Consider the following 24,366-nt stretch of genomic DNA (forward strand, 5'->3'; position numbering starts at 1 on the left):
CGCGTCGGTCAGAGCGCGTCGGCGTCGACACCGGCGACGTACTGCCGGGCCACCGCGTAGCCGGCGACCGCCAGCACGACGCTGCCGGCGACGTGCCCGTAGGTCAGCAGCGTCGGGCTATCGACGGCGAGTTTCGCCACCGTCGTCGCCGGGTGCTCGGGCAGTACCACGGCGGCCCCGAAGACGACGAGCGTCAGGACGGAGTACAGCAACTGCGCGGGCCGGCGGCGCTGCATCGCCACGCCGAGGACGACGCCGATGGTGACGACGACGATCGCGACGGCCGCGACGAACAGGAGGATAGCCGGGACGTTCGCCACCGGGATTCCGTTGCCCATCAGGAGGAGGACCCACAGGAGCGCCTGTGCGGGCGCGAGCAGGACCATCCCGAGCGCCTTCCCGTCGACGACGTCGAGTAGCGACACCGGGGCCACCCGCAGGAGTTCCAGCGTCCCGCGCTCTATCTCTTCGGTGATGGTGTCGACGACCACCGACCCGCTGATGAACGCCGGGAGAAAGAGCAACAGGGGGATGAGGACGGTGTACGTGAAGCCGAAGTACGGACTCGCGCTGGCTTCTGGCGGGAGCGGAACCGGGTCGGTGTCGAGCGACCCGGCGCGTTCGACGCGTTCCTGCCGCTCTAGCGCGTTCAGGACCCGCCGCACCTCCACGACGATGAGCGTCGAGCGGACGCTCCCCTCGGGGACGCGAGCGGTCACCGCTATCCGGTTCCCGTCGCCCGACGCCGCCTCGACGTACCGGGCGTTCAACACCGCGTCGACGCGGCGCTCCTCGAACGCGAGTATCGCGGCGTCGGGGTTCCGGTAGGCGACGGCGTCGGCCCCCTCCTGTTCGGCGGCCGCGTCGAGGAGCGCGTCCCGTGCGTCGCCCGTGACGGCCACCTCCACCTCGCCGCGGAGACGGACCCGGGTCGTACAGGGAGGTGAGGCCGACGACGAGGAACGAGGAAAAGCCCGCGACGAACAACTGGATGAGCAAGGCTAGGACGATGGTCTTCTCCCGCGAGAGGGAGGCCACGTCGCGGCGCGCGACGACGAGTCGGGGGTCGCGGTACCACGGCCGGTCCTCAGGCAAGGCCGACCACCACCGTGAGGTTGTACGCGATGTGAACGAGGACGGCAACGCCGACGCCGGCGGCGTAGGCCCCGCGACTCCGCTGTGCGCCGACCGAGGAGATGGCCGCCGTCACCGAGTGTAGCGCCAGCGGTGCGAAGAGGAAGAGGAGCGCCACCACCCACAGCGGGACGCCCGACGGCGGGGTGGCACCCTGCAGGGCCGCGTTCCCGACCGGGAGGCTCTCCAGATTGGAGAGGCGGGCGATGAGCAGGCCCTTCTCCGCGATGAAGAAGCCGAGCCCCGAGAGGGCGCCGAGGCCGATAGCCGACCGAAGCGTGCGCTCGTAGCGTGCGTTGGCGTACCCGGCATAGAGGTGGAGGCTCTTCGCCAGTTCCTCGACGACGGCGACGACGCCGAGGACGAGGACGACGGCCAGCGTCTGGTTCGTCCCGAAGACGTTCAGCGATACCGAGTCCAGCACGAACAGGAACGCGACGGCGACCAGTTCCGCGACGACGACCAGCGGGAGGAGGAGGGCGCTCATCTTCAGGGCGCTCTTCCGGGACTTGATGCGGCCCGCCAGCGCGTCCAGCACCTTCAGGGGAATGGCGCGCTGGGTGAACATGTCTTCCTCGCGGTAGAGGCCGGCACCGAGGCCGAACAGCACCAGCGCCGTCAGCAGCGGCGGCACCGTCGAGAAGGCGAACTCCGCCAGCGAGATAGACTGTCCGGTGAGGTCCATCACGACGAGCGTCAGCGGCGAGATGAGCGCGATGGGAGTCACGTCGGTGAAGATGGCCGGGACGAACGCGTAGGAGGTCAGCGAGACGGTGATGGTGACGGTGACGAAGGTCAGTTCCTTGAACGACCGCGCGAACATCGCGCCGCAGAACGTCGCCGAGAGGAAGAGCATGGCGATGGGGACGATTGCGAGCACCGCGATGGCGCTGCCGTCGGGCGCGACGCCGCTGAACCGGAGCGCCGCCGTGATGGCCGCCGCGACGCCGACGGCGCCGAGGAAGTACGGGAGCGTCTTCCCACCGATGATGTCGCCCCGCGAGGCCGGCGTCACGAGCAACAGTTCGCCGCGTCGATTCAGCCGTTCGGACAGCATCGACGACCCGTACGCCTGGATGACGAAGTTCATCGGGACGACATAGAGGAAGGCAAGCACCAGCGACTCGAAGGGGAACGGCGGGGCGATGTCCGATGGTGTCCCGCCCTGTACGTCGCCGGTCAGCCGGGCGCCGATGTTCCCGAGGTTCGCACCGCCGCCGCCGCCGGCCGCGCCGTCGCCACCACCGCTAGCCGCGCCGTCGCCACCGCCATCGGTCGCTCCGTCACCGCCACCGGTGGTTCCACCGTCGCTCTCACTGCTCTCGTCTGTCCCGCCGTCGCCACCCGCCGCGTCGTCGCGTGGGTCCAATGGGTTCGGCCCGCCCTGCTTCTGATACACCACCGTCACCGACACCGGGAACGCCGCAGTCTGGTTGTCGTCACGGGCGAGCGTCCGGTCGTTGTAGTTCTCGGTGCTGTCACGCAGCGCCGACAGCGCGGCCGCCTGCTTCCCCGACTGCGGGGGCACCAGCAGTCTGTCACCGTCAAAGGCCAGCTCTTGCTCGCCGCGGCGGACGGCCTTCGGGTTCGGGTCCTGTATCCTGAAACTCCCGTCGGCCTCTGCGACGCCGTGGTACGGACTCGACTCCTCGACACCGATGCGGTAGATGTCGGCGTCCAGTCCGGGACTCGCGCCCGCGACGGCGACCGCCGCGACGCCGCCCATCGCGACGACGGCGACGGCCATGATGGCGAGCGTCCGTCTATCGACGCCGCCCGCGTTCTTCGTCACCTCCCACTTCGCGACCCGGAGCAGTTTGTCCCACTGCATCTACTCCGCGTCCTCCCCGACGTAGCGGGTGCCGCGGGTGCCCGCCTCCGCGACGTTGAGGAACACCTCTTCGAGGCTGGACTCCTCGGTACGGATGTCGACGACGGTGCCGCCCGCGGACTCGGCGGCCGCGCGCGTCTCCTCGACGGCGTCCATGCTGCCGACGACCCGCTTGAAGTGGCCGTTCTCCGCCGCGGCCTCGGGCACGTCGACGGTCGTGTAGACGTGATAGCGCGTCTCGCCGTACTCTGCCTGTAACTGTTCGAGGTCGCCGCGAGCGACGATCTGTCCCTCGTTCATGATGACGACGCGGTCGCAGATAGATTCGACGTGAAAGAGGTTGTGCGCGGAGAAGACGATGGTCTTGCCGTCCGCGGCGAGTTGCTCGGTGAACTCGATGACGTAGTTCGTCGTCAGCGGGTCCAGCCCCGACGCCGGTTCGTCGTAGATGAGCACGTCGGGGTCGTTGATGAGCGACCGGGCGATGGCGACTTTCCGCTTCATCCCCTTCGACATGTCGCCGAGTTTCCGGTCGCGGTGTTCCAAATCGAGTTCGTCCAGCGTGTCGTGCATCCGCCGGTGGGCCACGTCGCTTGGCACGTCGTAGAGGTCCGCGAAGAACTCCAGATACGAGACGGGCGTCATCTCCTCGTACAGCGGTGACTCCTCGGGGAGAAAGCCCAGTTGCTCTCGCATCTCCGTCGTCTGCGTGTCGAGGCCCGCTATCTCGGCCTCGCCATCTGTCGGTTCCAGCAGACCGGCGAGCATCTTCAGCGTCGTCGTCTTGCCGGCCCCGTTGGGGCCGATGATGCCGAAGACTTCGCCCCGGTCGACCGAGAACGTGCTGCCCTCTACGGCGACGAAATCGCCGTACTCCTTGCGAAGGTCGCGGGCGTCGATCATCTGGCGATGCGTAACGACCGAACTAACCTATACCTTGTCTCCGCCCTATTGCAACTGATAATGGTTGTCTCAGTGGGCGACACCGATGTCGAACTGGCACAGACACCGGACGGTCGCCGTCTCGTCGTCCGCCGGGCAGTCGACGCGCCAGTCGAGACTGTGTGGGAGGTCCTGACCGACACCGAGCGTTGGCCCGAGTGGGGCCCGTCGATCACCGCCGTCGACTGTGACGACCGCTACGTCGAGGCGGGGACGACCGGCCGTGTGAAAACCGTCGGCGGCCTCTGGGCTCGGTTCCGCGTGACGACGTGTGCGGCCCACCGCTGGACGTGGTCGGTCGCGGGCGTCCCGGCGACCGGCCACTTCGTCGAGGTCCACCCTGCCGGCGCAGTCGTCGGCTTCGAGATACCCGTCCTCGCGGCCGGCTACGCGCCGGTGTGTGCGCGTGCCTGTGCCCGTATCGCGGACATCGCGACGGCAGCCGCTCGGGAGGGGGCGTAAGCGAGACGGCGACGTCGAGAACTACTGTTTGGCGACGCGAGCGTCGGATACGCGGTGGATGTCGTCGTCGATACCTTCCCCGTCGCAGTCGTCGTTCGGACAGCGATAGTGCCACCCGTCCTCGGTGGCCCCTCGCTCCGTGAATCGGTCGCCACACTCGTCGCAGTACAACTGGCCGGCCGAGCAGGTGTCGAGATGGAGTTCGAGCTCGAGTTCTGTCCCGAAGGTCCGCTTGCAGTTCCGGCAGGTGTGGGGCATACCCGAACGTTGATATTCACGCCTTATAGCTACACCGGAACGTTCACGTCTCTGAGAATGTGGTATGGATTCACACTATCCGACCGCTGTTTGGTGGTCATCTGTCCAGTCTCGATATCTCCCCGTGCTGTCGGTGGACGTTCGGTCACACGGTTCAGATGGCCCTACCTCGCGACGGGTCAGCGGACCGCCACATCGAACCGTGCACCGCCGCTGTTGCTCTCCCCGACGTCGACGTTCCAGCCGTGTGCCGCCGCGGCCTGTGCGACGACGAACAACCCGTACCCCTCTCCGGTCCGTGCCGTCCCGTACCCCTGTTCGAACACGTGTTCGTAGTCCGCTTCCGGGATTCCCGGCCCGTCGTCGGCCACGTAGAACCCCTCGTCTGTCGCGCCGACGGTGACGGATACGTCGTCACCGCCGTGGAGCAGCGTGTTCTCGAGGAGGCGTTCGAGAACCACGCCTAGCTGGTCTGGGTCGACGGTGAGTGTCCCGTCGGGTTCGACGTCGAGCGTCGCATCGGGGGCATCGAGCCGGCCCCAGACCTCGTTGGCGACGTCCGCGAGCGAGACTGACTCCGTCGCCCCGACCGGTCCCGAGACGGTGGCGACCGTCGAGAGCTCGTCGAGCATCGCCTCCACCCGGCTGATAGACCGGTTCATCGCCTCGCTGTGCGTCGTCTCGACGTCCAGCAGTTCCAGTCGCCCGGTGACGACGTTGAGCGGGTTCTTCGCGTCGTGGGCGAGCGACCCGAGGGCGTCCTCCCACCGGGCGGCCTGTATGGTTCCGTCGCGCCACGGTTGCCGGAGGAGCGCACGGAGACGACCGGCCAACTCCGGCCCGCTGTCGTCGTGCCAGCGGACGTAGTCGCTCACGCCGGCCACGAGCGCCGTCTCGACGCGGTCGGTGTCGACGTCGGCACCCACAGCGAGGACCGGGAGCGTGATGGCGTTCGCCCGAATCTCGTCTAGCGTCGCGACGGCGTCCCGTTCCGGTGGCCGGTCCCCGACGACCACGGCGTCGAACCCGCCGCCGTCGAGGCGGTCCAGCAGGTCCGACTGGCCGACTTCTTCGACGTCGAGCCCCTCGACGTCGGCGAGGGCTGCGGAGACGCCGTCGAGTCCGGCCGTGTCGTGTCCAGTCAGTGCGACGTGTCTGGTGTGTCCCCACGCGGTCATTCGTCGGCCATACGAAAAGCGTGGATAAGAAAGGGCGGGTTACAGCAGGTCTTCGATGTGGTCTGCGACTTCCTCGGGGGTGTCGGCGACCGGGACGCCGATAGACTCGCTTCGCTCCGCGGCTCACTTCGCTCACCGCTTCGCATCGAGGGCTTCCGCCGGTCGCCCTCGTCTTGCTCGTCTATCGAGCCTTCGCTCGCTCCGCTCGCGAAGACGCCGTTGTCTTCGAGCGCCGAAATCTTCGACTCGGCGAGGTTCGAGTTGCGCAGATAAAATCGGAAGATATCGAGTTGAAAGGCCCGCTAGAGCAGGTCTTCGATGTGGTCCGCGACTTCCTCGGGCGTGTCGCCGACCGGGACGCCGTTGTCTTCGAGCGCCGAAATCTTCGACTCGGCGGTGCCGGTACCGCTCCCGGAGACGATGGCGCCGGCGTGGCCCATGCGCTTGCCCGGCGGGGCCGTGCGGCCGGCGATGAACCCGGCGACGGGCGTGTCCATGTGCTCGCCGATGTAACGGGCGGCCTCTTCCTCGTCCTCGCCGCCGATTTCGCCACACATAGCGACGGCGTGGGTGTCGGGGTCGTTCTCGAACAGTTCCAGCGCGTCGATGAAGTCAGTCCCGATGATGGGGTCGCCGCCGATGCCGATGGCGGTGGACTGGCCCAGACCGCGCTCGGTGAGGTTGTCGACGACCTGATAGGTCAGGGTGCCCGAGCGGGAGACGAGGCCGACGTTGCCCGACGAGAAGATGTTGCCCGGCAGGATGCCGAGTTTGGCGACGCCGGGCGTGATGAGACCCGGGCAGTTGGGTCCGACGAGGTAGGTGTCGGTCTCCTGCAGTTTGCGGTAGACCCGAGCCATGTCCTGGGTCGGGACGCCCTCGGTGATGGCGACGACGAGGTCCAGCCCCTTCGCGTCCATGGCCTCGAAACAGGCGTCGGCCGCGAACGCGGGCGGCACGAACACGACGGAGGCGTTGGCGTCCTCCTCGCGGGCGGCCTGCTGGACGGTGTCGTAGACGGGGACGCCGGCGACTTCCTGTCCACCGCGTCCGGGGACGGCACCGGCGACCACGTTGGTCCCGTACTCCAGCATCTGCTCGGTGTGGAACTTGCCCTCACCGCCGGTGATACCCTGCACGACGACGCGCGTGTCTTCGTCGACTAGAACACTCATGCTTCCACCTCCTTCGCGTACTCGACGGCACGCTGGACGGCGTCCTCCAGCGTGTACTCTACCGTGACGAGGTCCTCGTTCAGAATCTCCATCCCCTCCTCGGCGTTCGTGCCGGCCAGACGGACGACGACGGGCTTGGGAATCTCGTCGAACTGTTCTAAGGCCTGATTGATGCCCTGTGCGACTTCGTCACCGCGGGTGATGCCGCCGAAGATGTTGAACACGACGGAATCGACGTTGTCGTCGGAGAAGACCATATCGAGCGCGTTGGCGATGCGGTCGGCCTTCGCGCCGCCACCGACGTCGAGGAAGTTGGCGGGTTCGCCGCCGTAGTAGTCGACGAGGTCCAGCGTGGTCATCACGAGGCCCGCGCCGTTACCGATGATGCCGACGTTGCCCGACAGGCGGACGTAGTCGAAGCCGTACTCGTCGGCCTTCTGTTCGAGTTCGTCGCCCTCGGCGGCCTCCTCGCTCATCTCGGCGAGTTCCGGCTGGCGGAACAGGGCGTCGTCGTCGATGTTCATGACGGCGTCGGCGGCGATGACCTCGTCGTCGCTCGTGATCATCAGCGGGTTGACCTCGACGTCGCTGCCGTCGCGGTCGTCCCAGAGCTGATAGAGCGTCGTCAGGACCGAGGCCACGTCGTTGGCGACGTCGCGGTCGACGCCGGCCTCGTAGACGACCTTCCGGGCCTGATAGGGATGCATCCCGAACGCGGGGTCGATGTGCTCGCGAGCGATGGCGTCGGGGTCCTCCTCGGCGACCTCCTCGATGTTGACGCCGCCTTTCGTCGAGACCATGGCGACGGGCTTGCCCTCGCCGCGGTCCATGGTCACGCCCACGTACAGTTCGTTGACGAAGTCGACGGCCTCCTCGACGAGGACCTTCGAGACGTGATAGCCCTTGAGGTCCATCCCGAGGATGGCGTCGGCGGCCTCGCGGGCTTCCTCCTTGCTCTCGACCAGTTTGATGCCCCCGGCCTTCCCGCGTCCACCCACGTGGACCTGCGCCTTGATGGCGACGGGATAGCCGATGTCCTCGGCCGCGTCGACGGCCTCGTCAACTGTCTCGGCCAACTGCGAGGCGGGTGTCGGAACGCCCGCGTCGGCGAAGACCTGCTTCGCCTGGTATTCGTGCAATCGCATGTCATACTATGAGGCGCGCGGCGGCGTTTTAAATCCGTCTTTCTCGGTCGCAGTGGCCGGGAGTCTGGCCGAACAGAAGTGGCAGAACGTCCGGAAATTCGTCCCGGGACTGAACGATGTCACACTCGTCCGCCCGGTCGTGCCGGTTCGGAGGCCGGTCCGGCGTCGCCGTCGCGCAAGCGGGCCGGGACTCTGAGCGCACCTGTACCGACGAGCAAGAGCGCCTGATGGAACGCGGTGCCGAGAGCGACGCCGCCGGCGACGCTCACGAGAACCACCCACGCCGGCGCGCCCTCGACCAGCAACACCGCGAGAACGAGGAAGCCGGCCATGGCTCCGTTGCGGAGCGCGCTCGTCTCGGCCACTTCGTCGTCGGTCACCAGTCGGTCGTAACACATGCGGCCGACTGCGGACTGCGGTGGCTTCCATCGTGGTGCCGGAAAATGTCACCGCGAACGTGGGTAGATTATTCAGGGAGCGGGGCGCAAATAGTGGGTATGCGCACAGCGTGGTGGTACGGGGTGGTCCTCTCGACGCTGGTCTGGGTGGTGGGAGTCGTCGTCCTCGGTGTGGTCCCCGAGGGGTCGCCGCTCGACCGTCGACTGGGCGGGCCGACCGCCCTCGCGATGCTCCTCGCGTGGCTCGTGATGCCCCTCTCGATTGCGCTCGACCGGCGGTCCGCCGGGTCGGAGTTAGCGTGGGACCCGACGACGACGCTGTGGGTCCTCGGGTCGCTGGTCTGGTTCGTCAACGTCGCCGTGGGCGCCGCCTACTGCCTCCGGCGCTACGTCGCGGCGAGTCGACGAGCGCCCTCCCGTCACTGGGAGACCGCGATAGCGGCGTCCGTGGGCTTCTGGGTCGCTTCGCTCGTCCTCGACTACGGCCTGCCGCGGGGGACGATACCTGACCCGCTCTACGACGCGATGGCGCTGTTCGTCCTCCTGACGTGGGTCGCGATGCCAGTCGGGATACTGCTGGACGCCGTCCGCGTTCGCGGCTACACGGACTGGCGACCGAACACCCGAGGCTACGTCGTCGGCGCGGCGATTCCGTTCGTCAACGTGGTCGTGGGTGCCATCTACCTCTACAAGCGCCGCGATGCCTTCGAGTCGGTCGACGCGACGGCGTCGTTCACGCTCGACAGCGACCACGACGAGGACGACCCCGCTGTCCCGGGGTCGCCGTGGTTCCGGCGCGCCGGGTACCTCTTCGGCGGGTACTTCCTCCTCGTGTTACTGGTGGCGGTTGCCGTCCCGTCCCTCTCGGAGAGCGGCATCGAGATTCTCGGCCTGTTGCTCTGGCTCCCGTTCGGGCCGTTTTTCGCGGCCTGCGTCTACAAGGACGCCGCGTGGCGCCGCGCCCGGGACTGGACCGTCGGCGACAACTGGTGGCTGTATCTCTGCTCGGCGGTGGTGCAGGCGGCCGCGTTCTGGTACGTCGTCAGACGGGCGTCGAAGTCGAGTCGGTATCGACGCCGTGCCCGCGGGGGACGGGACACCGCAGCCGAGTGACCGATAGAGACACGGTCACCGCCCCGTAACGGCCGTCCATGAGTGAGGCCTACGACGACGCGGTCGACGCTATCACCGGAGCGCTCAGAGACGCCGACACAGCCGTCGCGCTGACCGGCGCGGGCGTGTCTACGGCCTCGGGCATCCCGTCGTTCCGCGGCGAGGACGGTATCTGGGAGCGACGCGACCCGACGGACTTCCACCGCCGGCGACTCGACGCCGACCCGGAGGGGTTCTGGCGCGACCGACTGGAACTGCGTGCGGAGTTCTTCGGCGACGTGGACCCGACGCCGAACGCCGCGCATCTGGCACTCGCCGAGCTAGAGTCGCGGGGTCACTTAGACGCCGTCGTGACGCAGAACGTCGACGGCCTCCACGACGAGGCAGGGTCCGAGCGCGTGGTCGAACTCCACGGGACGAACCGCCGCGTCCGCTGTGACGACTGCGGGAACCGCCTGCCGGCCGACGCGGCGTTCGAGCGGGCGGCCGACGGCGACCTCCCGCCTCGCTGTGCCTGTGGGGGTATCTACCGACCCGACGTCGTGCTGTTCGGCGAATCACTCTCCGACGTGGCGATGAGCGAGGCCCAGCGACTCGCCCGCGACAGCGACGTGTTCCTCGCCGTCGGGTCGTCGCTGTCGGTCAGGCCCGCGTCGCTGCTACCGAAGATAGCGGCCGACTCCGAGGCGACGCTGGTCGTCGTGAACTTCGAGGAGACGCCACGAGATTCGGCGGCCGACCACGTGATACGGGCCGACGTGACCGATGTGCTGCCGGCCGTCGTCGACCGACTCTAGAGTTCGACCCCGCCGGGGATGAGGCTCTGCTGCCGGAGGAGGCTGCCGTCGTGGTCGTAGACGAGGAGCGTCCGCTTCTCGTAGACCAGCGATTTGCCCTCACTGTCGGTCAGACGGACCTCGTACTCGCCGTCGTCGTCCCGGCGCTCGGCGGCCGTAACGAGAGCTTGCATCTCGTCGACGGCGGCAGCCACTTCGAGGACGAACTCCCCGGTCAGGCGGTTCGTAAGGGAGAGGACGCCGCTGTCGGCCGCGGCCTGTCTGCGGAAAGCGACGTCTACCTCGTCCGCATCGAGGGTCCCGTCTGTGGTCGTTGTGAGGCGCTCGCGGAGTGCCCCCGACGGGCCGTCGTAGTCGATACTGATGGTCGGGGTGCCGTCGTCGTCGGGTTTGCTGTCGATGTCGACGGTGAAGTTGTCGCGCCTCATTCGGGTGATTATAGGTTGGGGACCGCCCGGCATGAACGTAACGGCGGTGCCACCACCGCAAGGGTCTTATCGGCGCCCTTTCGGTAGCTTTTACCCCCTGCCTGCTGGCCCTGCAGACAGGATGGCGTGGGTCAAATCTGAGTACGCTGGCGAACTGGCGGTGCTGTCGACGTGGCTGGTCACCCTCGCGCCGTGGTCGGCGTCGGTGTTCGAGGCCGCTGGACTGACCGTGGTCGCGCTTCGCTTTCTCCCCTTCCGGTTCCAGTTCATCTTCGGCGCGGCACTCCAGAACGAGCGGCCGTTTCTCTGGGCCTGGGAAGTGGCGGCCTTTCAGTCGTCGCCGGAACTTACGCTGGCCGGGTATCTCGGCTTCGCCGCCTTCGTCGCGTCCTCGGTCCCGTTCGCTCTGAGCCTGTTCTACTACTTCGAGGAGGGGCGCCTCGCTGCAGCGCTCCCAGTCGACCCCGTCCGCGTCTTCGGCGCACTGCTCGCGCTCGTAGCGTTCTTGACACTCGCCGCGACAGTGCTGTTCGTCCGGTACTTCCCGGGGCTTTCCCTGCCCGTCGGCGCCCTCGTCGCCGCCGTCCTCGCGTACCTCTTGCTCACCGTCGACCGGACGTAACGACTGGCGAGCCGGCGAGCGAATTTAAGTAGGTGGCCACACTATGGCACGTAAATCGCGACTGCGTGCGGTCTCTCACCACTGATGTCTAACCCCGAGACTCCCGACCCCGGCGACGTCGTCAAGGACCCACTGGGTCACGTCCAGTCGTGGCTCTCTCGAACCGCGACGATTCTCTCCGGCGCTGCCGTCCCTGAGTCGAACTACGACCCCGGTCGACACGGGTCGCTCGTGAGCTTCGACGGGCTAGACGGGCTCGAGGAGATAGAGCGCTACTGGCTCAACGCGCCGTTCGCGTTCGTCTCTATCAACTACGACCCCGACAGCGACGAACACCGCTATCACGTCGTCGAACCGTCGCTGACTGACATCGAGCGGGAACTGCTCGACCGACTCTTCGAAGACATCAGGGGGCCGCTCATCTACCGGAACGACGTCGACAGCGACCCCGAACGGGCACTCCGAGAAGAGTTGCGTAACCGACTCGAAGAGTACGGCGTCGTCGTCGAAGCCGAGACGTTCTACCGCCTGTTTTACTACCTCTATCGGTCCTTTCAGGGGTACGGGCACATCGACCCGCTGATGCACGACCCCAACATCGAGGACATTTCCTGTGACGGGCCGAATCTCCCCATCTTCGTCTACCACGACGGCTACACCGACATCGAGACGAACATCGTCTACGACGGGGGGGAACTGGACGACTTCGTCGTCCAGTTGGCACAGCGCTCGGGCCAGCACGTCTCCGTCTCCGACCCCGTCGTCTCGACGACGCTGCCCGACGGGTCGCGTATCGAACTCGCGCTGGGACAGGAGGTGACCCCGCGCGGGTCCGCGTTCACTATCCGGAAGTACGCCGACGAACCGTTCACGCCCATCGACCTGCTGGAGTATGGCACCTTCTCGCTGGAGATGCTCGCGTACCTCTGGCTGGCTATCGAGTCCAACAAGTCGCTCATCTTCGCCGGGGGGACCGCGGCCGGCAAGACCACCTCGATGAACGCGCTGGCGATGTTCATCCCGCCGCGCTCGAAGGTGCTGACCATCGAGGACACCCGCGAACTGTCGCTGTACCACGACAACTGGCTCTCCTCGGTGACTCGCGAACGTCTCGACGAGTCCGACATCACGATGTACGACCTCCTGCGCTCTGCGCTCCGACACCGCCCGGAGTACATCATCGTCGGCGAGGTGCGCGGGGAGGAGGCAATCACGCTGTTTCAGGCGATGAACACGGGACACACGACGTTTTCGACGATGCACGCCGACTCCGTCCAGACCGTCATCAACAGGCTGGAAAACGAACCGATCAACGTTCCGCGGCCGATGGTCCAGAGCCTCGACATCCTCTGTGTGCAGGTGCTTGCCCGGTCGGGTGACGAACGCGTCCGCCGTGCAAAGACGCTCGCCGAGATAGAGGGCATCGACCAGCGGACCGGCGAACTGGACTACTCGACGAGTTACTCGTGGCAGGCCACCGAGGACCGTTTCGCCGAACGCAACAGCGAACTCCTCGATGAGATCCGGCAGGAACGCGGGTGGAACCAGTCGGAACTGCTCCGGGAGATGAACTACCGCAAGCGCTTCCTCCGATACCTCCACGAGCAGGGCGTCTCCGACTACCGGCGATTTACCGCGATGGTCAACAAGTACTACGCCGACAAGGACGAGGTGCTGGCCCGAATCGGGTCCGACGTGACGGCCTAACATGGCGCTGAACCCGCTGGGACTGGCACCGCTTGCCGTCGTCGTCGGCATCCTCGGTCTCGTCGGCCTCGCGTCGGTCGACGAGGGGGTCGACCGGCGTCTGACGCGCCTCTCGCGACGGCTATTCGGACGGTACGTGACCGTCTCGCCCGAGCGCGAACGCCAGTTGGAGGCGGCGTACATCGGCCAGACGTACCGGGGATACGCCGCCCGGACGCTCTTGTACACCGGGCTAGCTGCCATCGGCGGCGCCGTCGTCGGGGCGTACACCGTCGGTGGATTCTTGCTCGCCGTCCCGGCCATCGTCGACCTGCTCATGGGCTTGCCGCCGACGATGGTCGCTGCGTTCGGCATCCGCGGGTTCGAACTCGTCCTCACCTCGAATCAGACGCTGTTGGTTCTCATCGGGAGCGGCGTCGCTGGCGGCGTCCTGACCGCCGCGCTGACCTACACCCTTCGCTGGGAACTCCCGAAGAACACCGCCGAGGTGCGACAGCGGAACATCGACGAGGGGATGACCCGGACCATCGCGTTCATGTACGCGCTCTCGCGGGGTGGCATCGCGTTCCCCGAAGTGATGAGGTTACTCGCCCGGAACGACGAGATATACGGGGACACGGCCCGTGAGATGGCTGTCGCCGTCCGCGAGATGGATATCTTCGGCCGGGACATGATATCGGCCATCGAGCGGATGTCCGACCGGACGCCGAGCGACCGGTTCGAGACGTTCGCGGAGAACCTCTCGAGTGTCCTCCAGAGCGGCCAGTCGCTCTCGACGTTCCTCCGAAACCAGTACGAGCGTCACCACGAGGAGGCCGCCGAACGGCAGGCCGACCTGCTGGAATCGCTCGCGACCATCGCCGAGGCGTACGTGACGATATTCGTCGCCGGGGTGCTGTTCCTCATCACCATTCTGCTCGTGTTCGGCCTGACGACCTCCGACACGCTCGGGTTCCTCCAGATGCTCGCGTATCTCGCCATCCCGCTCGCGAACGTCGGGTTCATGGTGTATCTGAGCCAGACCCTCGACGCCCTCGGTATCGGCGACGGTGGGAACACCGACGTCCTCGACCGCGAGCAGACGGCGACACTCGGTCGCCCGGCGGCACCACGGGACCGGACCGGGCTGACCGACGGGGGCGTCGTCCCCGGGACGGACCAGAACTGGGGCCGCCTCCAGTTCCACGACCGACTCCGGTCGGTCAGGCGGGTACTTCGCTCGCCGACCCAGACCCTCCTCTGGAACCCGACGCACGTGCTGTACCTGGCGGTGCCGGTGGCCGTGGTCAGCTTCGCCGTTCGCGCCCCCGTCGCATTCCAGACGAGCGTCGTCAACGTCCGGTTGCTGGACGACCTCGTGGTGCAATCGGTGTTGCTCGTACTCGGTTCCTTTGCCGTCGTTCGGACGTTGTACTCCCGGCGCATCCGACGTATCGAGGACGCGACGCCGGAGCTACTGGAACGCCTCGCGAGCCTCAACGAAGCGGGGATGACGTTCGTAGAGAGCATCCGCAGGGTGCGCGGCAGCGACGTCGGCGTCCTCTCGCCGGAAATCGACCGCATCTGGGCGGACATCCAGATGGGCGCGAACGTCGACGACGCACTCGTTCGGTTCGGTCGTCGCATCCGGACGGTGTCTGTCACCCGCGTCGTGACGCTGCTGACGAACGCGATGCGAGCGTCCGGGCAACTGGGGCCAGTCCTGCGTATCGCCGCGACCCAGTCCCGGGCGGACCGGCGGCTTCGGAACCGTCGACGCCAGCAGATGCTCACCTATCTTGTGGTCATCTACGTCTCCTTTCTCGTCTTCCTCGTCATCATCGTCGCCGTCCAGGAGGTGCTGGTCCCAGCGCTCCCGTCGTCGGTGCCGACGCCGCCGTCCGGGAACAGACTGGGCGTGGGAACCGACCAGTTCGCTCGCCTCGGGCAGATAGACAAGGCCGCGTACACGCTGGTCTTTTTCCACACCGCGCTCATTCAGGCCGTCCTGACCGGATTCATCGGCGGCCAACTGGGCGAGGGCACGCTCAAGGACGGGGCGAAACACGCCGCGGTCTTGCTGGGTGTCGCCTACGTCGCGTTCATTCTGCTCTCCTCGCCCGTCGCGTCGCTGACGGTGACAGAACCGACGGTACAGGACGGCCAAATCACGGTCGACTCCGCCTCGCTCTCCGCTGGCGGGTTCGTCGTCGTCTACGCCTACGACGCCGACGGCGAGGTCATCGGGACGTCCCGGTATCTCGAACCCGGAACGCACAGGGACGTGACGATTCAGTTAGCCGATCCACCGTCCAGCGGCCGGTCTATCGTCTTCGTCGCACATCAGGACACGAACGGGAACGAGCAACTGGACCTCGACACGCCCGGCGAGCGCGACGTCCCCTACCCCGCCGCCGGACAAGACGACGTCGTCGCCGTCGGCGTCCGACTCCGGTGACGCTGGCTTTACGGTCACCTATCGGGTAGAGGTGGCCGATGGAGTTCGCCGCCTTCGCCGACCGCGCCGCGACTATCGAAGCCGAGAGTGCCGACACCGCCATCACCGAGTGCGTCACCGACCTGCTGGCCGACGCCGGGGACGACCTCGCGACGCTGGCCCGGTTCGTGCAGGGCCGCGTGTTCCCGGCCCACGAGTCGACGACCCTCGACATCGGGCCACGTCTCTGCTACGAGGCAATCGCCCGCGCCGCCGGCCGGAACGTGAGCGCCGACGACGTGGAGGCGCGACTCGCAGAGCGGGGGGAAATCGGCGAAGTGGCCGCGAGCTACGACTTCGGCGGCCAGCGAGGACTGGCGGCGTTCGGCGGTGGCGGGGCAGACGCGCTCACCGTAGCCGAGGTGGCACGCGAACTGACCGACCTCGCCGCCGTCGCCGGCGACGGCAGTCAGGAGACGAAGGTCGACGTCCTCTTCGGCCTGTTCAACCGCTGTGACCCCGACGAAGCGCGCTATCTCGCTCGACTCGTCCTCTCGGAGATGCGCATCGGCGTGGGCGACGGGACAGTTCGGGACGCCGTCGCCGCGGCGTTCGACGTGCCGGTCGACGCCGTCGAACGCGCGTTGCAGGTGTCGAACGACTACGGCTACGTCGCCGAGGTGGCCCGCGACGAGGGCGAGACGGGCCTCGACGCAATCGACCTCGAAGTCGGCCGTCCGGTGCAGGCGATGCTCGCACAGGCCGGCACCGTCACCGGTGCGTTGGAGGACTGGGAGCAAGTCGCCGTCGAGTGGAAGTACGACGGCGCTCGCGTGCAGGTCCACTACGACGGCGAAGCCGTCCGCCTGTTCTCGCGGAACATGGAGGACGTGACCGACCCGCTTCCCGAAGTCGTGGCCACCGTCGAGGATGCACTCGACGTGCCCGCCATCCTCGACGGCGAGGTGGTCGCGGTGGCCGACGACGGCTCTCCGCTCCCGTTTCAGGAGGTGTTGCGGCGGTTCCGGCGGAAACACGACGTGGCGGCGACCCGCGAAGACGTCACCGTCCGCCTCCACCTGTTCGACTGTCTGCACGTCGACGGCGAGGACTTGCTCGACGCGTCGCTCCGCGAGCGACACGACCGCCTCGCTGCCCTGTTCGACGACGACGTCGTCTCGGACCTGTGGCTCTCGGCCGACGCCGACGAAATCGGCGAGGTGGAGGCCGACGCACTCGAAGCCGGCCACGAGGGCATCATGCTGAAAGACCCCGACGCGGCCTACACCCCGGGCAAGCGCGGGAAGAACTGGCGGAAACGCAAACCCGACGTCGAGACGCTCGACTGTGTGGTGACCGGGGCCGAGTGGGGAGAGGGCCGCCGAGCGAACGTCCTCGGGACGTTCGAACTGTCGGTGCACACCGACGACGGCTACGCACAGGTCGGCAACGTCGCCACCGGCATCACGGACGCGGAACTCGACGACCTGACCGACCGCCTCGAACCCCACGTCACCGCCGAGGACGGTCGGAGCGTCGCAATCGCTCCCGAAATCGTCTTCGAGGTGGGCTACGAGGAGATACAGACCTCGACGACGTACGACTCGGGTTACGCGCTTCGCTTCCCGCGATTTCTGGCGGTTCGTGAGGACAAGACGCCAGCCGACGCCGACTCGCTCTCACGGGTCGAACGCCTCGCCGAGAACGCGTGACAGCGTGAGACCAGCGCTGACCGACAGCCGTATCACGTCGGTGGCGCTATCCCGGCACATGACCATCCGACACGACGGCATCACGGCCGAATGGCTCGGCTACGCCACGCTCAGACTCGAAGGCGACGACACCGTCGTCTACCTCGACCCCGGCCGGTACGGCGTGCTGACCGGCGAGTGGGAACCCGACACTCCGGGCGTCGGCCACCCCGAGACGAGAGACTACGCGCCGAAAGACGGCGACGTGGTCTGTGTCACGCACGTCCACCACTACGACCCGGACGGCATCCGTCGGGTCGCGGCCGACGACGCCACCGTCGTGGCGTTCGAGGGCATCAACGTCCACGCTACCGACCGCGACCTCGACCGCCTCTCTGACCTCGACTACGAGGTCCGCAAGGTGAGCATGGAGGACGAACTCTTCGTCGACGGCGTCCCTATCTGGACAGTGCCGGCGTACAACCACGCGGACGGCCCGAACGTCGGCGCGGACGGCGAACCGATTCACCCGAAGGGCATCGGCTGTGGCTTCCTGCTCGCCATCGACGACACGCGGGTGTTCTGGACCGGCGACACGGACGTGCTGGCGGGTCACGCCGAACTGGACGTCTCCCTGTTCGTTCCCTCTATCTCCCAGAGCTTCACGATGAACCGGCACGAGGCGGCCGAACTGGCCGAGGCGATGGACCCCGACCTCGTCCTCCCGATGCACTACAACACCTTCGAGGCGCTGGAGGCCGACGACGAAGCGTTCGCCGCCGATGTCGCCAGCCGTCGGGTGCCGGTCGTGCTGGACCGATAGTGGCCTCGGAGTCGGTTACAGGTACCGGACGAGGGCCTCGTAGGACTCCGACGCGGCCCGGTCTGGTTCGTCGGGGTACGTGTACAGCTCCAGTGTGGCGTAGCCGTCGTACCCGACGTCGTCGAACGCGTCGAATATCGCTCTGAAATCGAGGTCGCCATCCCCCGGGATTCGGTGGTAGTGCGTCCCGCCACGGCCGCCGACGATGTCTTCGAGGTGAACACCCGTGATGTGACCCGCCGCCCGGCGAATCGCCGTGGGCACGTCTTCGCCACTGACGGCGGCGTGACCAACGTCGAGGTTGACGCCTAGTCGGTCGTGCCCGACCGTCTCCACGAGTTCGAGTACGTCGTCGGTGTCACCCACGAGGAGGTCCGGTTCGTACTCGATGCCGACGTCGACGTCCCTCCCGTCGGCGTATTCGAGTATCTCCCGCAGCGATTCGTGGAGGTGCCGCTTGGCCTCCGCTGGCTGTGTCCCGGGCACCGGTTGGCCGCTCGTGAGACTGATAGCTGGTGCTGCCGTCGCTGCCGCGAGGTCGATTGCGCACTTGGTGTACTCGATGCGCCACCGACGAGCGAAATCGTCCGCGCGAATCACGCTCGGTTCGAAGAACGGCGTCGGTGGCGCGTCGTCGTAGTACCCCATCGCCGTGTTCGCGTTGACGTTCGCCACCGCGATGCCGATGTCGGCGAGCGCCGTCGCGATTCGGTCCGCCTCCCGCGTGTCGAGCGACGGAAAGTACGCGTGGGGCTCGTCGCCCAGTATCTCGACGCCAGCGTATCCGTGTCCTGCGATGCGTTCCGCGGCCTCCAACAGCGAGTGTTCGGTGTAGGCGTTCGTCGAGAACGCGAGGGTGACCATGCCTCCCGTCACGGACAGTTCCGCATAGTTACCAATCGCGTACCACGCGTTAGTGACGTTCTACAGGAGCCTACGAGACATCGAACGCTCCGGACAGCCACCGAGCGAGGACGAAGCACCCGAGTGCGGTCGCCGTCCACGCGAGACCGGCGATCGTCGCCGCCGCGGCTTGCACGACCGCGAGTCCGAGGACCGACCGTCCGACCGCGGGCCCGACGCGAGACGCCGTCGGCCTGCGGTACGCCGCCAAGAGTGGCGGGCCGACGAAGGCGAGGAAGCCGACGCCGAGGCCCGCGGCAATCGTCGTCAGGACTACGTCGCGCCCCGCGACGACCGTGATGGCCGGTGGGACCACGGCCAACACCGCGGCGAGGCCCGCGACGGCGGCGACCGCGGTCCGGTCCGTGCCGTGGGCCTCGTCGTCAGCCATCCACGTCACTGCGGCGACGTACCCCGTGACGCCGAGGGGAACCGTGACCACCCACCATCCGTCCGAGAGAACGCCGCTCCCGACCGTCGTCCCGAGAATCACGTTCGCACCCCGGGTCAGCCCCATGACGCCCCACCCGAGTGGCGTCCCCTTCGCCACCCCGTCGTAGACCACGACGAGGGCCGCGGGCGTTCCCGCCGCGACGCTCGACCGGGGGCCACCAGCCACCAGTGCGACGGCTACGCCACACCCGAGGAGGACCACACCGAGCGCGAACGCTCGCGGTCGAGACACGAGTCCGGCGGGAATCGGGCGTTCTGGGCGCTCTACGGCGTCGACGTCCGCGTCGACGTAATCGTTCAGCGTGGTTCCGCCAGCGTACACGAAACAGGACGCCAGCGCTAGTCCGCTCACTTCCACGGGACCGGCCCTCGCCCCCACCACCGCGACGAGCGCCGCGCCCGCCAGCACGTCCGGCGGAGCGGTGAATACGTTCGGTAGCCGGACGAGCGCGGCGTACGCCAGCACTCGCTCCCGCATCGAGTCTGTAGTCGGACCGACCGTCAGGCCCATCCGTGGGCTTCCAGATACGCCATCGCGTCCTCGGCCGTGGCGACCGGCGTCTCGCCGTAGGGGTACAGTTCCACGGTCACGAACCCGTCGTACCCGCTCGCTTCGAGGGCTTCGAGGAACCCATCGATGTCCATCGCTCCGTCGCCCAGTTGCGTGTGTTCGTGACTGCGGTCGACCGGTATGTCCTCGAGATGGACGTGTTCGACGTAGGGAAGCAGTTCTTCCAGCGCCGTCGCCGGGTCCTCACCCACGCAGAAGAGGTGTCCGGCGTCGAAGTTACAGCCGACCCTGTCGGAGTCGACTCGGTCCAACAGGTCGAGGAACTGCACACTCGTCTCGACGAGCAGGTCGGGTTCCGGTTCGACCAGCACGTCGACGCCGACGTCTTCCGCCGTCTCGGCCAGTTCTCTGAGTCCTTCCACGAATCGGTCTTCGGCCCACTCGCGTGACTTGCCGTCCGGTATCGGGCCGCCGGGCTCGATGGACGCCGTGTCCACGCCGAGTGCCGCCGCGAGCGCCAGTGCGTCGTGCGTGTAGTCGACGCGCCGCCGTCGGTACGCCTCGTCGGGTTCGACGAACGACGGGTGGTGGAACCCCTCGATAGCCGTCAGCATGAACGCGTTCGCGTTGCTGACGGCGACGTCTGCGTCGGCGAGTGCGGTCCGAACCGCGGCGAGGTCGGCCTCGGTCGTGGTCTCCGGATAGAGGTGTGGTTCGTCGAACAGTACCTCGACGCCGTCGTAGCCGGCGGCCCCGATGTGGTCGATGGCGTCGGGCAAACTGTAGTCGCGGAACGCGTTGGTGGAGAATCCGAACTGCATGTTAGCGGGCGTACTCGAAGTTCGGCGATTGGTCGAAGAACTCGTAGGGGTTCTCGAAGACGACCCGTCGGACCGTCTCGCGGTCCCACCCCCGGTCGAGCATCGCGTCGCGGGCCTTCGGGACCGCGAGCGGGTCGGACGGGTCCCAGTCGGCCGCGCTGTTGAGTATCATCTTCTCGGTCCCGTACGCTTCGAGCAGGTCGATAGCGTCGTCGATTGCTATCTTCCCGGGGTAGAGCGTGAAGCCGAGCCAACAGTCGGTTTCGAGGGCGGTGTCGATCGTCCGCTCCGTGTTGTGGTCGATGATGATTCGCTCCTGCGTGACGTCCTCGTCTTCTATCATATCGACGATTCGGCGCGTCCCTTCGGGCTTGTTCTCGTGTGGCGTGTGGACGATGACGGGCAGTTCGCGCTCGTCGGCGATTCGGAGTTGCTTCCGGAACGCCCACTCCTCGTCCTCGGTGTCCTGATCGAGGCCGATTTCGCCGACGCCGACGACCGGGTCACGGTCGAGATACTCGGGGAGGCGTTCGAGGACCGCTTCGGCCATCTCTCGGTAGTTGGCTTCCTTCGGTTCGAGGCCGATAGTGACGTAGTGGTCGATGCCGGCCACGCGGTCCGCCCGCCGGGTCTCGTGTCCGATTATCTGTTCGAAGTAGTCGAAGAAGGCACCGGCGTTGTGCTTGTCCTGTCCGCTCCAGAACGCCGGTTCGATACAGCACTCGACGCCTGCTCGTCTGGCGCGCTCGTAGTCGTCGGTCGAGCGCGAGACCATGTGCATGTGTGGGTCGATGATTCGCATCGCTGGGCGAGACGGCACACCCACACGAAGTTATTCCCCGTCTACGACCCATCTACTTACAGAATAGACGCACTAACTAAGCAACGCTCACCCGACGGTACCGACGTTCAGGGGGTATACAGTATGCACGAGACCGTCGTCAGGGCCCGCTGTGGCCGACAACCCGTCGACCCGACCGGAGCGACTATCGCGGCACTATCGGTCGTCGACGGAGGGGTTCTATCGTGACTCCCTCCACGACGGCCGGTCGAGTCATCGTACTGGACGTGGTCGGTCTCCAGCCGTCTCATCTCGATGCTGCACCGAACATCAGCCGACTCGTCGGCGGCCCGGACGCCCCCTCCACCGCTCGTCTCCGTCCGCCGTTCCCGGCCGTCACCGTCACGAGCCAGACGACGCTCGGAACGGGACTGTCTCCCGCCGACCACGGCGACGTGGCGAACGGCCGCTACGACCGCGAGCGCGACACGGTGACGTTCTGGGGTCGAGAGCGGGGTGACCGGACACGGCTCTGGGAGTCGGCCAGCGACGCCGGCGCGACGACTGGCGTCCTGTTCTTCCAGCACCTCGTCGGGACGAACGCGGACGTCGCCGTGACGCCCTCGCCCATCGAGGACGAGAACAACGACATGCTGGAGATGAACTGCTGGACGAATCCCGACGGGTTCTACGACGCGCTCGAAGCAGAACACGGTCACTTCCCCCTCCATCGCTACTGGGGACCCGGAGCGAACGCTGAGAGTAGCGAGTGGATACTGACGGCCGCCACCGAGGCCGTCGACCGGTACGACCCGGACTTGCTCTGGGTGTATCTCCCCCATCTGGACTACGATGCACAGCGACACGGACCGTCCTCCACCGAGATGACTGCGGCCGTCGAAACGGTAGACGAGATGGTCGGGTCGTTCCTCGCCGACCTCCGAGCGACCGACCGATGGGCGGAGACGGCGGTCGCCGTCCTGAGCGAGTACGGCTTTCACGACGTCGACAGCCCCGTGTTCCCGAACAGACTACTGGCCCGGGAGGGACATCTGACTGTCGGCGAGGACGGCGACGTCGACCTCCCGAACTCCGACGCGTTCGCCGTCGTGGACCATCAGGTTGCCCACGTGTACGCCGACCAGCGAATCCGAACCGAGGTTCGGGAGGAACTCGAAGCGCTCGACGGCGTCGACGTCGTCCTCGGTGACGCGGGGAAAAGTGCCCGGTGTATCGACCATCCCGACGCCGGTGACTTCGTCCTCGTCGCCGACGAGTCGGCGTGGTTCCAGTACTACTGGTGGGAGCCTGACGGCCGACTCCCGTCGTACGCGACCGACGTCGACATCCACGACAAACCGGGGTTCGACCCGTGCGAGTTGTTCCTCGGCGACGACGGGATGGTCTCGCTCGACCCCACTGTCGTCGGCGGGTCCCACGGGCGCGTCGACCCGGAGACGATGGGACTCTTCGCCCTCGGTGGGCCCGCTGCACAGACGGCGTCGGTCGGGGGCCCGGTCGACGCCCGCGCCGTCGCACCGTCGCTCGCCGACTTGCTCGGCACGAGCGTCGACCTGCCGCCCCGCGCGTCGGGACGGTCGGTGTTCGACGACGAGAGCGACCGCTCCAAAACCGACTGACAGTTCCGTTTCACACGGTGTCAGCGGTCCTCAGATGACGTCCATCTCGTTCAGTCGCTCGGGCAGGTAGGTGTCGGTGACGAAGTCGAGGCCGCGCGAGGCGAGCGCCTGCTGTTCGGCCTTCTTCCCGATGTCTAGCTGGAGTTCTATCTGTTCTTTCCAGAACTCGGTCTGGAAGCGCGGGTCCTCCAGTTCGGACTCTAACGCGTTGATGTCCGAGTCCGAGAGTGGGTCCGTCGGCAGGTCGTACTCCACGATGTCTTCCGGGCGGATGCCGACGAACTGCGCCGCCGGCGTCGCCAGATACTCCGAGAGGTGGGCCGATTTGATGGACCCGTACGCGACGGACCCGTAGATGCGGTACGACCACGGGTCACCGTCAGTGAACACCACGACGGGCAGGTCGAGTTCGTCGTGGAGTCGCTTGGTGATGCGGCGGGTCGCGCGTGCCGGTTGGCCCTTGAGGTGGACGACGATGACGTTGTACTCCTCGTCGAACCCGTTCTCGACGAGGCGGTCCCGCATCCCACCGGTCTCCACACAGAGGACGAAGTCGGCGTCGTTCTCCAGGAACTCGATGGTGTCGGGGTTGTTCGGAATCTGGTAGCCGCCTTCGCCGACGTCTTTCTGGCAGTGAATCTCTCGTTCGCCCCGCCGGGTCTGTTCGCGCAGTTTCAGCGGCCCCATGATGGTCGCCCCGGACTCCTCGGGGCGCATGTGGAAGTCCTCGCGGGTGACGTCCGAGACGATTTCTAAGTCCTCGACGAGGTCGTTGGACTCGTCTTGACTGTTGAACTGCGCTTCCTCGACGTCCCACGACTCCGAGAGGTAGTACAGTTCACGCAGGGTAGACGAACGGTCCTCGTCGAGTTGCCTTGCGAGGAAGTCGATGGTATAGGTCGCCTTCAGGAGTTTCTCGGCTCCGGAGACGGTCTTGGCCGACCGGGTCGAGGTACGGTCGCCGTACACCCAGACGTCCTTGTCCTCGTCGTACTCGATGTTGGACTTCGTCCGGGTGGGAATCGTCATCGTCGGGACGTCGCCCTCGGCGAACTGGTCGTAGAACTCGGCTGCGAGGTCGATGAGTTTCTCGCGGGCTACCTCAGTGTCGGGTGTATCGTCGCTATCAGTGCTCAT

Annotated in this window: 22 protein-coding genes and 1 pseudogene; 9 read left to right on the forward strand and 14 right to left on the reverse strand. The window is 66.8% G+C overall.

The window, feature by feature from the left end; all coding sequences use genetic code 11:
• Window positions 1-8 precede the first annotated feature (8 nt).
• The 3 genes and pseudogenes from G9465_RS10275 to G9465_RS10285 form a co-directional block, all read right to left on the reverse strand.
• Window positions 9-1,095, reverse strand: a pseudogene (locus G9465_RS10275) (ABC transporter permease).
• Window positions 1,088-2,965, reverse strand: coding sequence for an ABC transporter permease (locus tag G9465_RS10280; RefSeq protein WP_166969616.1), 1,878 nt, complete (start codon window positions 2,963-2,965; stop codon window positions 1,088-1,090). The pseudogene G9465_RS10275 and the gene G9465_RS10280 overlap by 8 nt, the downstream one beginning before the upstream one ends.
• On the reverse strand, window positions 2,966-3,868 hold the full coding sequence (locus G9465_RS10285; protein ID WP_166969618.1) for an ABC transporter ATP-binding protein: 903 nt from the start codon (window positions 3,866-3,868) through the stop codon (window positions 2,966-2,968). It abuts the gene before it with no gap.
• A gap of 60 nt (window positions 3,869-3,928) precedes the next feature.
• Here G9465_RS10285 and G9465_RS10290 point away from each other — a divergent pair, with 60 nt between their 5' ends.
• On the forward strand, window positions 3,929-4,369 hold the full coding sequence (locus tag G9465_RS10290) for an SRPBCC family protein (protein ID WP_166969620.1): 441 nt from the start codon (window positions 3,929-3,931) through the stop codon (window positions 4,367-4,369).
• A 21-nt stretch (window positions 4,370-4,390) separates the two neighbouring features.
• Here G9465_RS10290 and G9465_RS10295 read toward each other — a convergent pair whose 3' ends face one another.
• The 5 genes from G9465_RS10295 to G9465_RS10315 all read right to left on the reverse strand — a co-directional run bounded on the left by G9465_RS10295 (window position 4,391) and on the right by G9465_RS10315 (window position 8,523).
• A complete protein-coding gene (locus G9465_RS10295) occupies window positions 4,391-4,627 on the reverse strand; it encodes a transcriptional regulator (protein WP_166969622.1) in 237 nt (78 codons plus the stop codon).
• Window positions 4,628-4,806: 179 nt separating this feature from the next.
• On the reverse strand, window positions 4,807-5,805 hold the full coding sequence (locus G9465_RS10300) for a hybrid sensor histidine kinase/response regulator (RefSeq protein ID WP_166969624.1): 999 nt from the start codon (window positions 5,803-5,805) through the stop codon (window positions 4,807-4,809).
• Window positions 5,806-6,107: 302 nt separating this feature from the next.
• Complete coding sequence (sucD, locus tag G9465_RS10305; RefSeq protein ID WP_166969626.1) at window positions 6,108-6,980, reverse strand: succinate--CoA ligase subunit alpha; 873 nt, start codon at window positions 6,978-6,980, stop codon at window positions 6,108-6,110.
• Window positions 6,977-8,125, reverse strand: a complete 1,149-nt coding sequence (sucC, locus tag G9465_RS10310) for an ADP-forming succinate--CoA ligase subunit beta (RefSeq protein ID WP_166969629.1) — start codon at window positions 8,123-8,125, stop codon at window positions 6,977-6,979. Before sucC ends, sucD begins: the two co-directional genes overlap by 4 nt.
• A gap of 119 nt (window positions 8,126-8,244) precedes the next feature.
• A complete protein-coding gene (locus G9465_RS10315; RefSeq protein WP_166969631.1) occupies window positions 8,245-8,523 on the reverse strand; it encodes a hypothetical protein in 279 nt (92 codons plus the stop codon).
• 99 nt (window positions 8,524-8,622) lie between these two features.
• Here G9465_RS10315 and G9465_RS10320 point away from each other — a divergent pair, with 99 nt between their 5' ends.
• Together G9465_RS10320 and G9465_RS10325 are read left to right on the forward strand one after the other, a co-directional pair.
• Entirely contained in the window at window positions 8,623-9,636 is a 1,014-nt protein-coding gene (locus G9465_RS10320; RefSeq protein WP_166969633.1) for a hypothetical protein, read from the forward strand.
• Between the two features lie 38 nt (window positions 9,637-9,674).
• Window positions 9,675-10,433 carry an NAD-dependent deacylase gene (locus G9465_RS10325; RefSeq protein ID WP_166969635.1) on the forward strand — a complete coding sequence of 253 codons (759 nt, stop codon included), beginning with the start codon at window positions 9,675-9,677 and terminating at the stop codon, window positions 10,431-10,433.
• Here G9465_RS10325 and G9465_RS10330 read toward each other — a convergent pair.
• Complete coding sequence (locus tag G9465_RS10330) at window positions 10,430-10,861, reverse strand: DUF5793 family protein (RefSeq protein ID WP_166969637.1); 432 nt, start codon at window positions 10,859-10,861, stop codon at window positions 10,430-10,432. The two genes, G9465_RS10325 and G9465_RS10330, sit on opposite strands and share 4 nt — an antisense overlap.
• A gap of 121 nt (window positions 10,862-10,982) precedes the next feature.
• Here G9465_RS10330 and G9465_RS10335 point away from each other — a divergent pair, with 121 nt between their 5' ends.
• The 5 genes from G9465_RS10335 to G9465_RS10355 all read left to right on the forward strand — a co-directional run bounded on the left by G9465_RS10335 (window position 10,983) and on the right by G9465_RS10355 (window position 18,120).
• A complete protein-coding gene (locus G9465_RS10335; protein ID WP_166969639.1) occupies window positions 10,983-11,483 on the forward strand; it encodes a TIGR04206 family protein in 501 nt (166 codons plus the stop codon).
• An 84-nt stretch (window positions 11,484-11,567) separates the two neighbouring features.
• Window positions 11,568-13,190 carry a type II/IV secretion system ATPase subunit gene (locus G9465_RS10340; protein ID WP_166969641.1) on the forward strand — a complete coding sequence of 541 codons (1,623 nt, stop codon included), beginning with the start codon at window positions 11,568-11,570 and terminating at the stop codon, window positions 13,188-13,190.
• Between the two features lies 1 nt (window position 13,191).
• Entirely contained in the window at window positions 13,192-15,627 is a 2,436-nt protein-coding gene (locus G9465_RS10345) for a type II secretion system F family protein (protein WP_166969643.1), read from the forward strand.
• Between the two features lie 38 nt (window positions 15,628-15,665).
• A complete protein-coding gene (gene ligA / locus G9465_RS10350) occupies window positions 15,666-17,318 on the forward strand; it encodes an ATP-dependent DNA ligase LigA (RefSeq protein ID WP_166969645.1) in 1,653 nt (550 codons plus the stop codon).
• A 58-nt stretch (window positions 17,319-17,376) separates the two neighbouring features.
• The gene (locus G9465_RS10355; RefSeq protein WP_166969647.1) at window positions 17,377-18,120 is read left to right on the forward strand and encodes an MBL fold metallo-hydrolase; all 744 of its coding nucleotides are present in this window, start codon (window positions 17,377-17,379) and stop codon (window positions 18,118-18,120) included.
• 15 nt (window positions 18,121-18,135) lie between these two features.
• On the opposite strand, the gene G9465_RS10360 is transcribed toward G9465_RS10355, so the two are convergent.
• The 4 genes from G9465_RS10360 to G9465_RS10375 all read right to left on the reverse strand — a co-directional run bounded on the left by G9465_RS10360 (window position 18,136) and on the right by G9465_RS10375 (window position 21,610).
• Window positions 18,136-18,984, reverse strand: a complete 849-nt coding sequence (locus G9465_RS10360) for a sugar phosphate isomerase/epimerase (protein ID WP_166969649.1) — start codon at window positions 18,982-18,984, stop codon at window positions 18,136-18,138.
• A gap of 70 nt (window positions 18,985-19,054) precedes the next feature.
• Complete coding sequence (locus G9465_RS10365; protein ID WP_166969651.1) at window positions 19,055-19,987, reverse strand: UbiA family prenyltransferase; 933 nt, start codon at window positions 19,985-19,987, stop codon at window positions 19,055-19,057.
• The gene (locus G9465_RS10370) at window positions 19,978-20,808 is read right to left on the reverse strand and encodes a sugar phosphate isomerase/epimerase (protein ID WP_166969653.1); all 831 of its coding nucleotides are present in this window, start codon (window positions 20,806-20,808) and stop codon (window positions 19,978-19,980) included. The genes G9465_RS10365 and G9465_RS10370 overlap by 10 nt, the downstream gene beginning before the upstream one ends.
• 1 nt (window position 20,809) lies before the next feature.
• On the reverse strand, window positions 20,810-21,610 hold the full coding sequence (locus G9465_RS10375) for a TatD family hydrolase (RefSeq protein WP_166969655.1): 801 nt from the start codon (window positions 21,608-21,610) through the stop codon (window positions 20,810-20,812).
• A 224-nt stretch (window positions 21,611-21,834) separates the two neighbouring features.
• Between G9465_RS10375 and G9465_RS10380 the strand changes: the two genes are divergently transcribed.
• Window positions 21,835-23,229 (forward strand): alkaline phosphatase family protein, encoded by a 1,395-nt coding sequence (locus G9465_RS10380; RefSeq protein ID WP_166969657.1) that lies wholly within the window; start codon window positions 21,835-21,837, stop codon window positions 23,227-23,229.
• 30 nt (window positions 23,230-23,259) lie between these two features.
• Here the strand turns inward: G9465_RS10380 and G9465_RS10385 are convergent, their stop codons facing one another.
• Entirely contained in the window at window positions 23,260-24,366 is a 1,107-nt protein-coding gene (locus tag G9465_RS10385) for a DNA topoisomerase IV subunit A (RefSeq protein ID WP_166969659.1), read from the reverse strand.

This window comes from Haloarcula sp. JP-L23, assembly GCF_011602445.1.
Classification (GTDB): Archaea; Halobacteriota; Halobacteria; order Halobacteriales; family Haloarculaceae; genus Haloarcula; species Haloarcula pellucida.

Coding starts and splice junctions, on each gene's coding strand:
- G9465_RS10340 (WP_166969641.1), top strand. CDS start 11,568: ATGTCTAACCCCGAGACTCCCGACCCCGGCGACGTCGTCAAGGACCCA.
- G9465_RS10370 (WP_166969653.1), bottom strand. CDS start 20,808: ATGCAGTTCGGATTCTCCACCAACGCGTTCCGCGACTACAGTTTGCCC.
- G9465_RS10320 (WP_166969633.1), top strand. CDS start 8,623: ATGCGCACAGCGTGGTGGTACGGGGTGGTCCTCTCGACGCTGGTCTGG.
- G9465_RS10375 (WP_166969655.1), bottom strand. CDS start 21,610: ATGCGAATCATCGACCCACACATGCACATGGTCTCGCGCTCGACCGAC.
- G9465_RS10295 (WP_166969622.1), bottom strand. CDS start 4,627: ATGCCCCACACCTGCCGGAACTGCAAGCGGACCTTCGGGACAGAACTC.
- ligA (WP_166969645.1), top strand. CDS start 15,666: ATGGAGTTCGCCGCCTTCGCCGACCGCGCCGCGACTATCGAAGCCGAG.
- G9465_RS10280 (WP_166969616.1), bottom strand. CDS start 2,965: ATGCAGTGGGACAAACTGCTCCGGGTCGCGAAGTGGGAGGTGACGAAG.
- G9465_RS10385 (WP_166969659.1), bottom strand. CDS start 24,366: ATGAGCACTGATAGCGACGATACACCCGACACTGAGGTAGCCCGCGAG.
- G9465_RS10345 (WP_166969643.1), top strand. CDS start 13,192: ATGGCGCTGAACCCGCTGGGACTGGCACCGCTTGCCGTCGTCGTCGGC.
- G9465_RS10330 (WP_166969637.1), bottom strand. CDS start 10,861: ATGAGGCGCGACAACTTCACCGTCGACATCGACAGCAAACCCGACGAC.
- G9465_RS10285 (WP_166969618.1), bottom strand. CDS start 3,868: ATGATCGACGCCCGCGACCTTCGCAAGGAGTACGGCGATTTCGTCGCC.
- sucC (WP_166969629.1), bottom strand. CDS start 8,125: ATGCGATTGCACGAATACCAGGCGAAGCAGGTCTTCGCCGACGCGGGC.
- G9465_RS10290 (WP_166969620.1), top strand. CDS start 3,929: ATGGTTGTCTCAGTGGGCGACACCGATGTCGAACTGGCACAGACACCG.
- G9465_RS10335 (WP_166969639.1), top strand. CDS start 10,983: ATGGCGTGGGTCAAATCTGAGTACGCTGGCGAACTGGCGGTGCTGTCG.
- G9465_RS10355 (WP_166969647.1), top strand. CDS start 17,377: ATGACCATCCGACACGACGGCATCACGGCCGAATGGCTCGGCTACGCC.
- G9465_RS10325 (WP_166969635.1), top strand. CDS start 9,675: ATGAGTGAGGCCTACGACGACGCGGTCGACGCTATCACCGGAGCGCTC.
- G9465_RS10315 (WP_166969631.1), bottom strand. CDS start 8,523: ATGTGTTACGACCGACTGGTGACCGACGACGAAGTGGCCGAGACGAGC.
- G9465_RS10365 (WP_166969651.1), bottom strand. CDS start 19,987: ATGGGCCTGACGGTCGGTCCGACTACAGACTCGATGCGGGAGCGAGTG.
- G9465_RS10300 (WP_166969624.1), bottom strand. CDS start 5,805: ATGACCGCGTGGGGACACACCAGACACGTCGCACTGACTGGACACGAC.
- G9465_RS10360 (WP_166969649.1), bottom strand. CDS start 18,984: ATGGTCACCCTCGCGTTCTCGACGAACGCCTACACCGAACACTCGCTG.
- sucD (WP_166969626.1), bottom strand. CDS start 6,980: ATGAGTGTTCTAGTCGACGAAGACACGCGCGTCGTCGTGCAGGGTATC.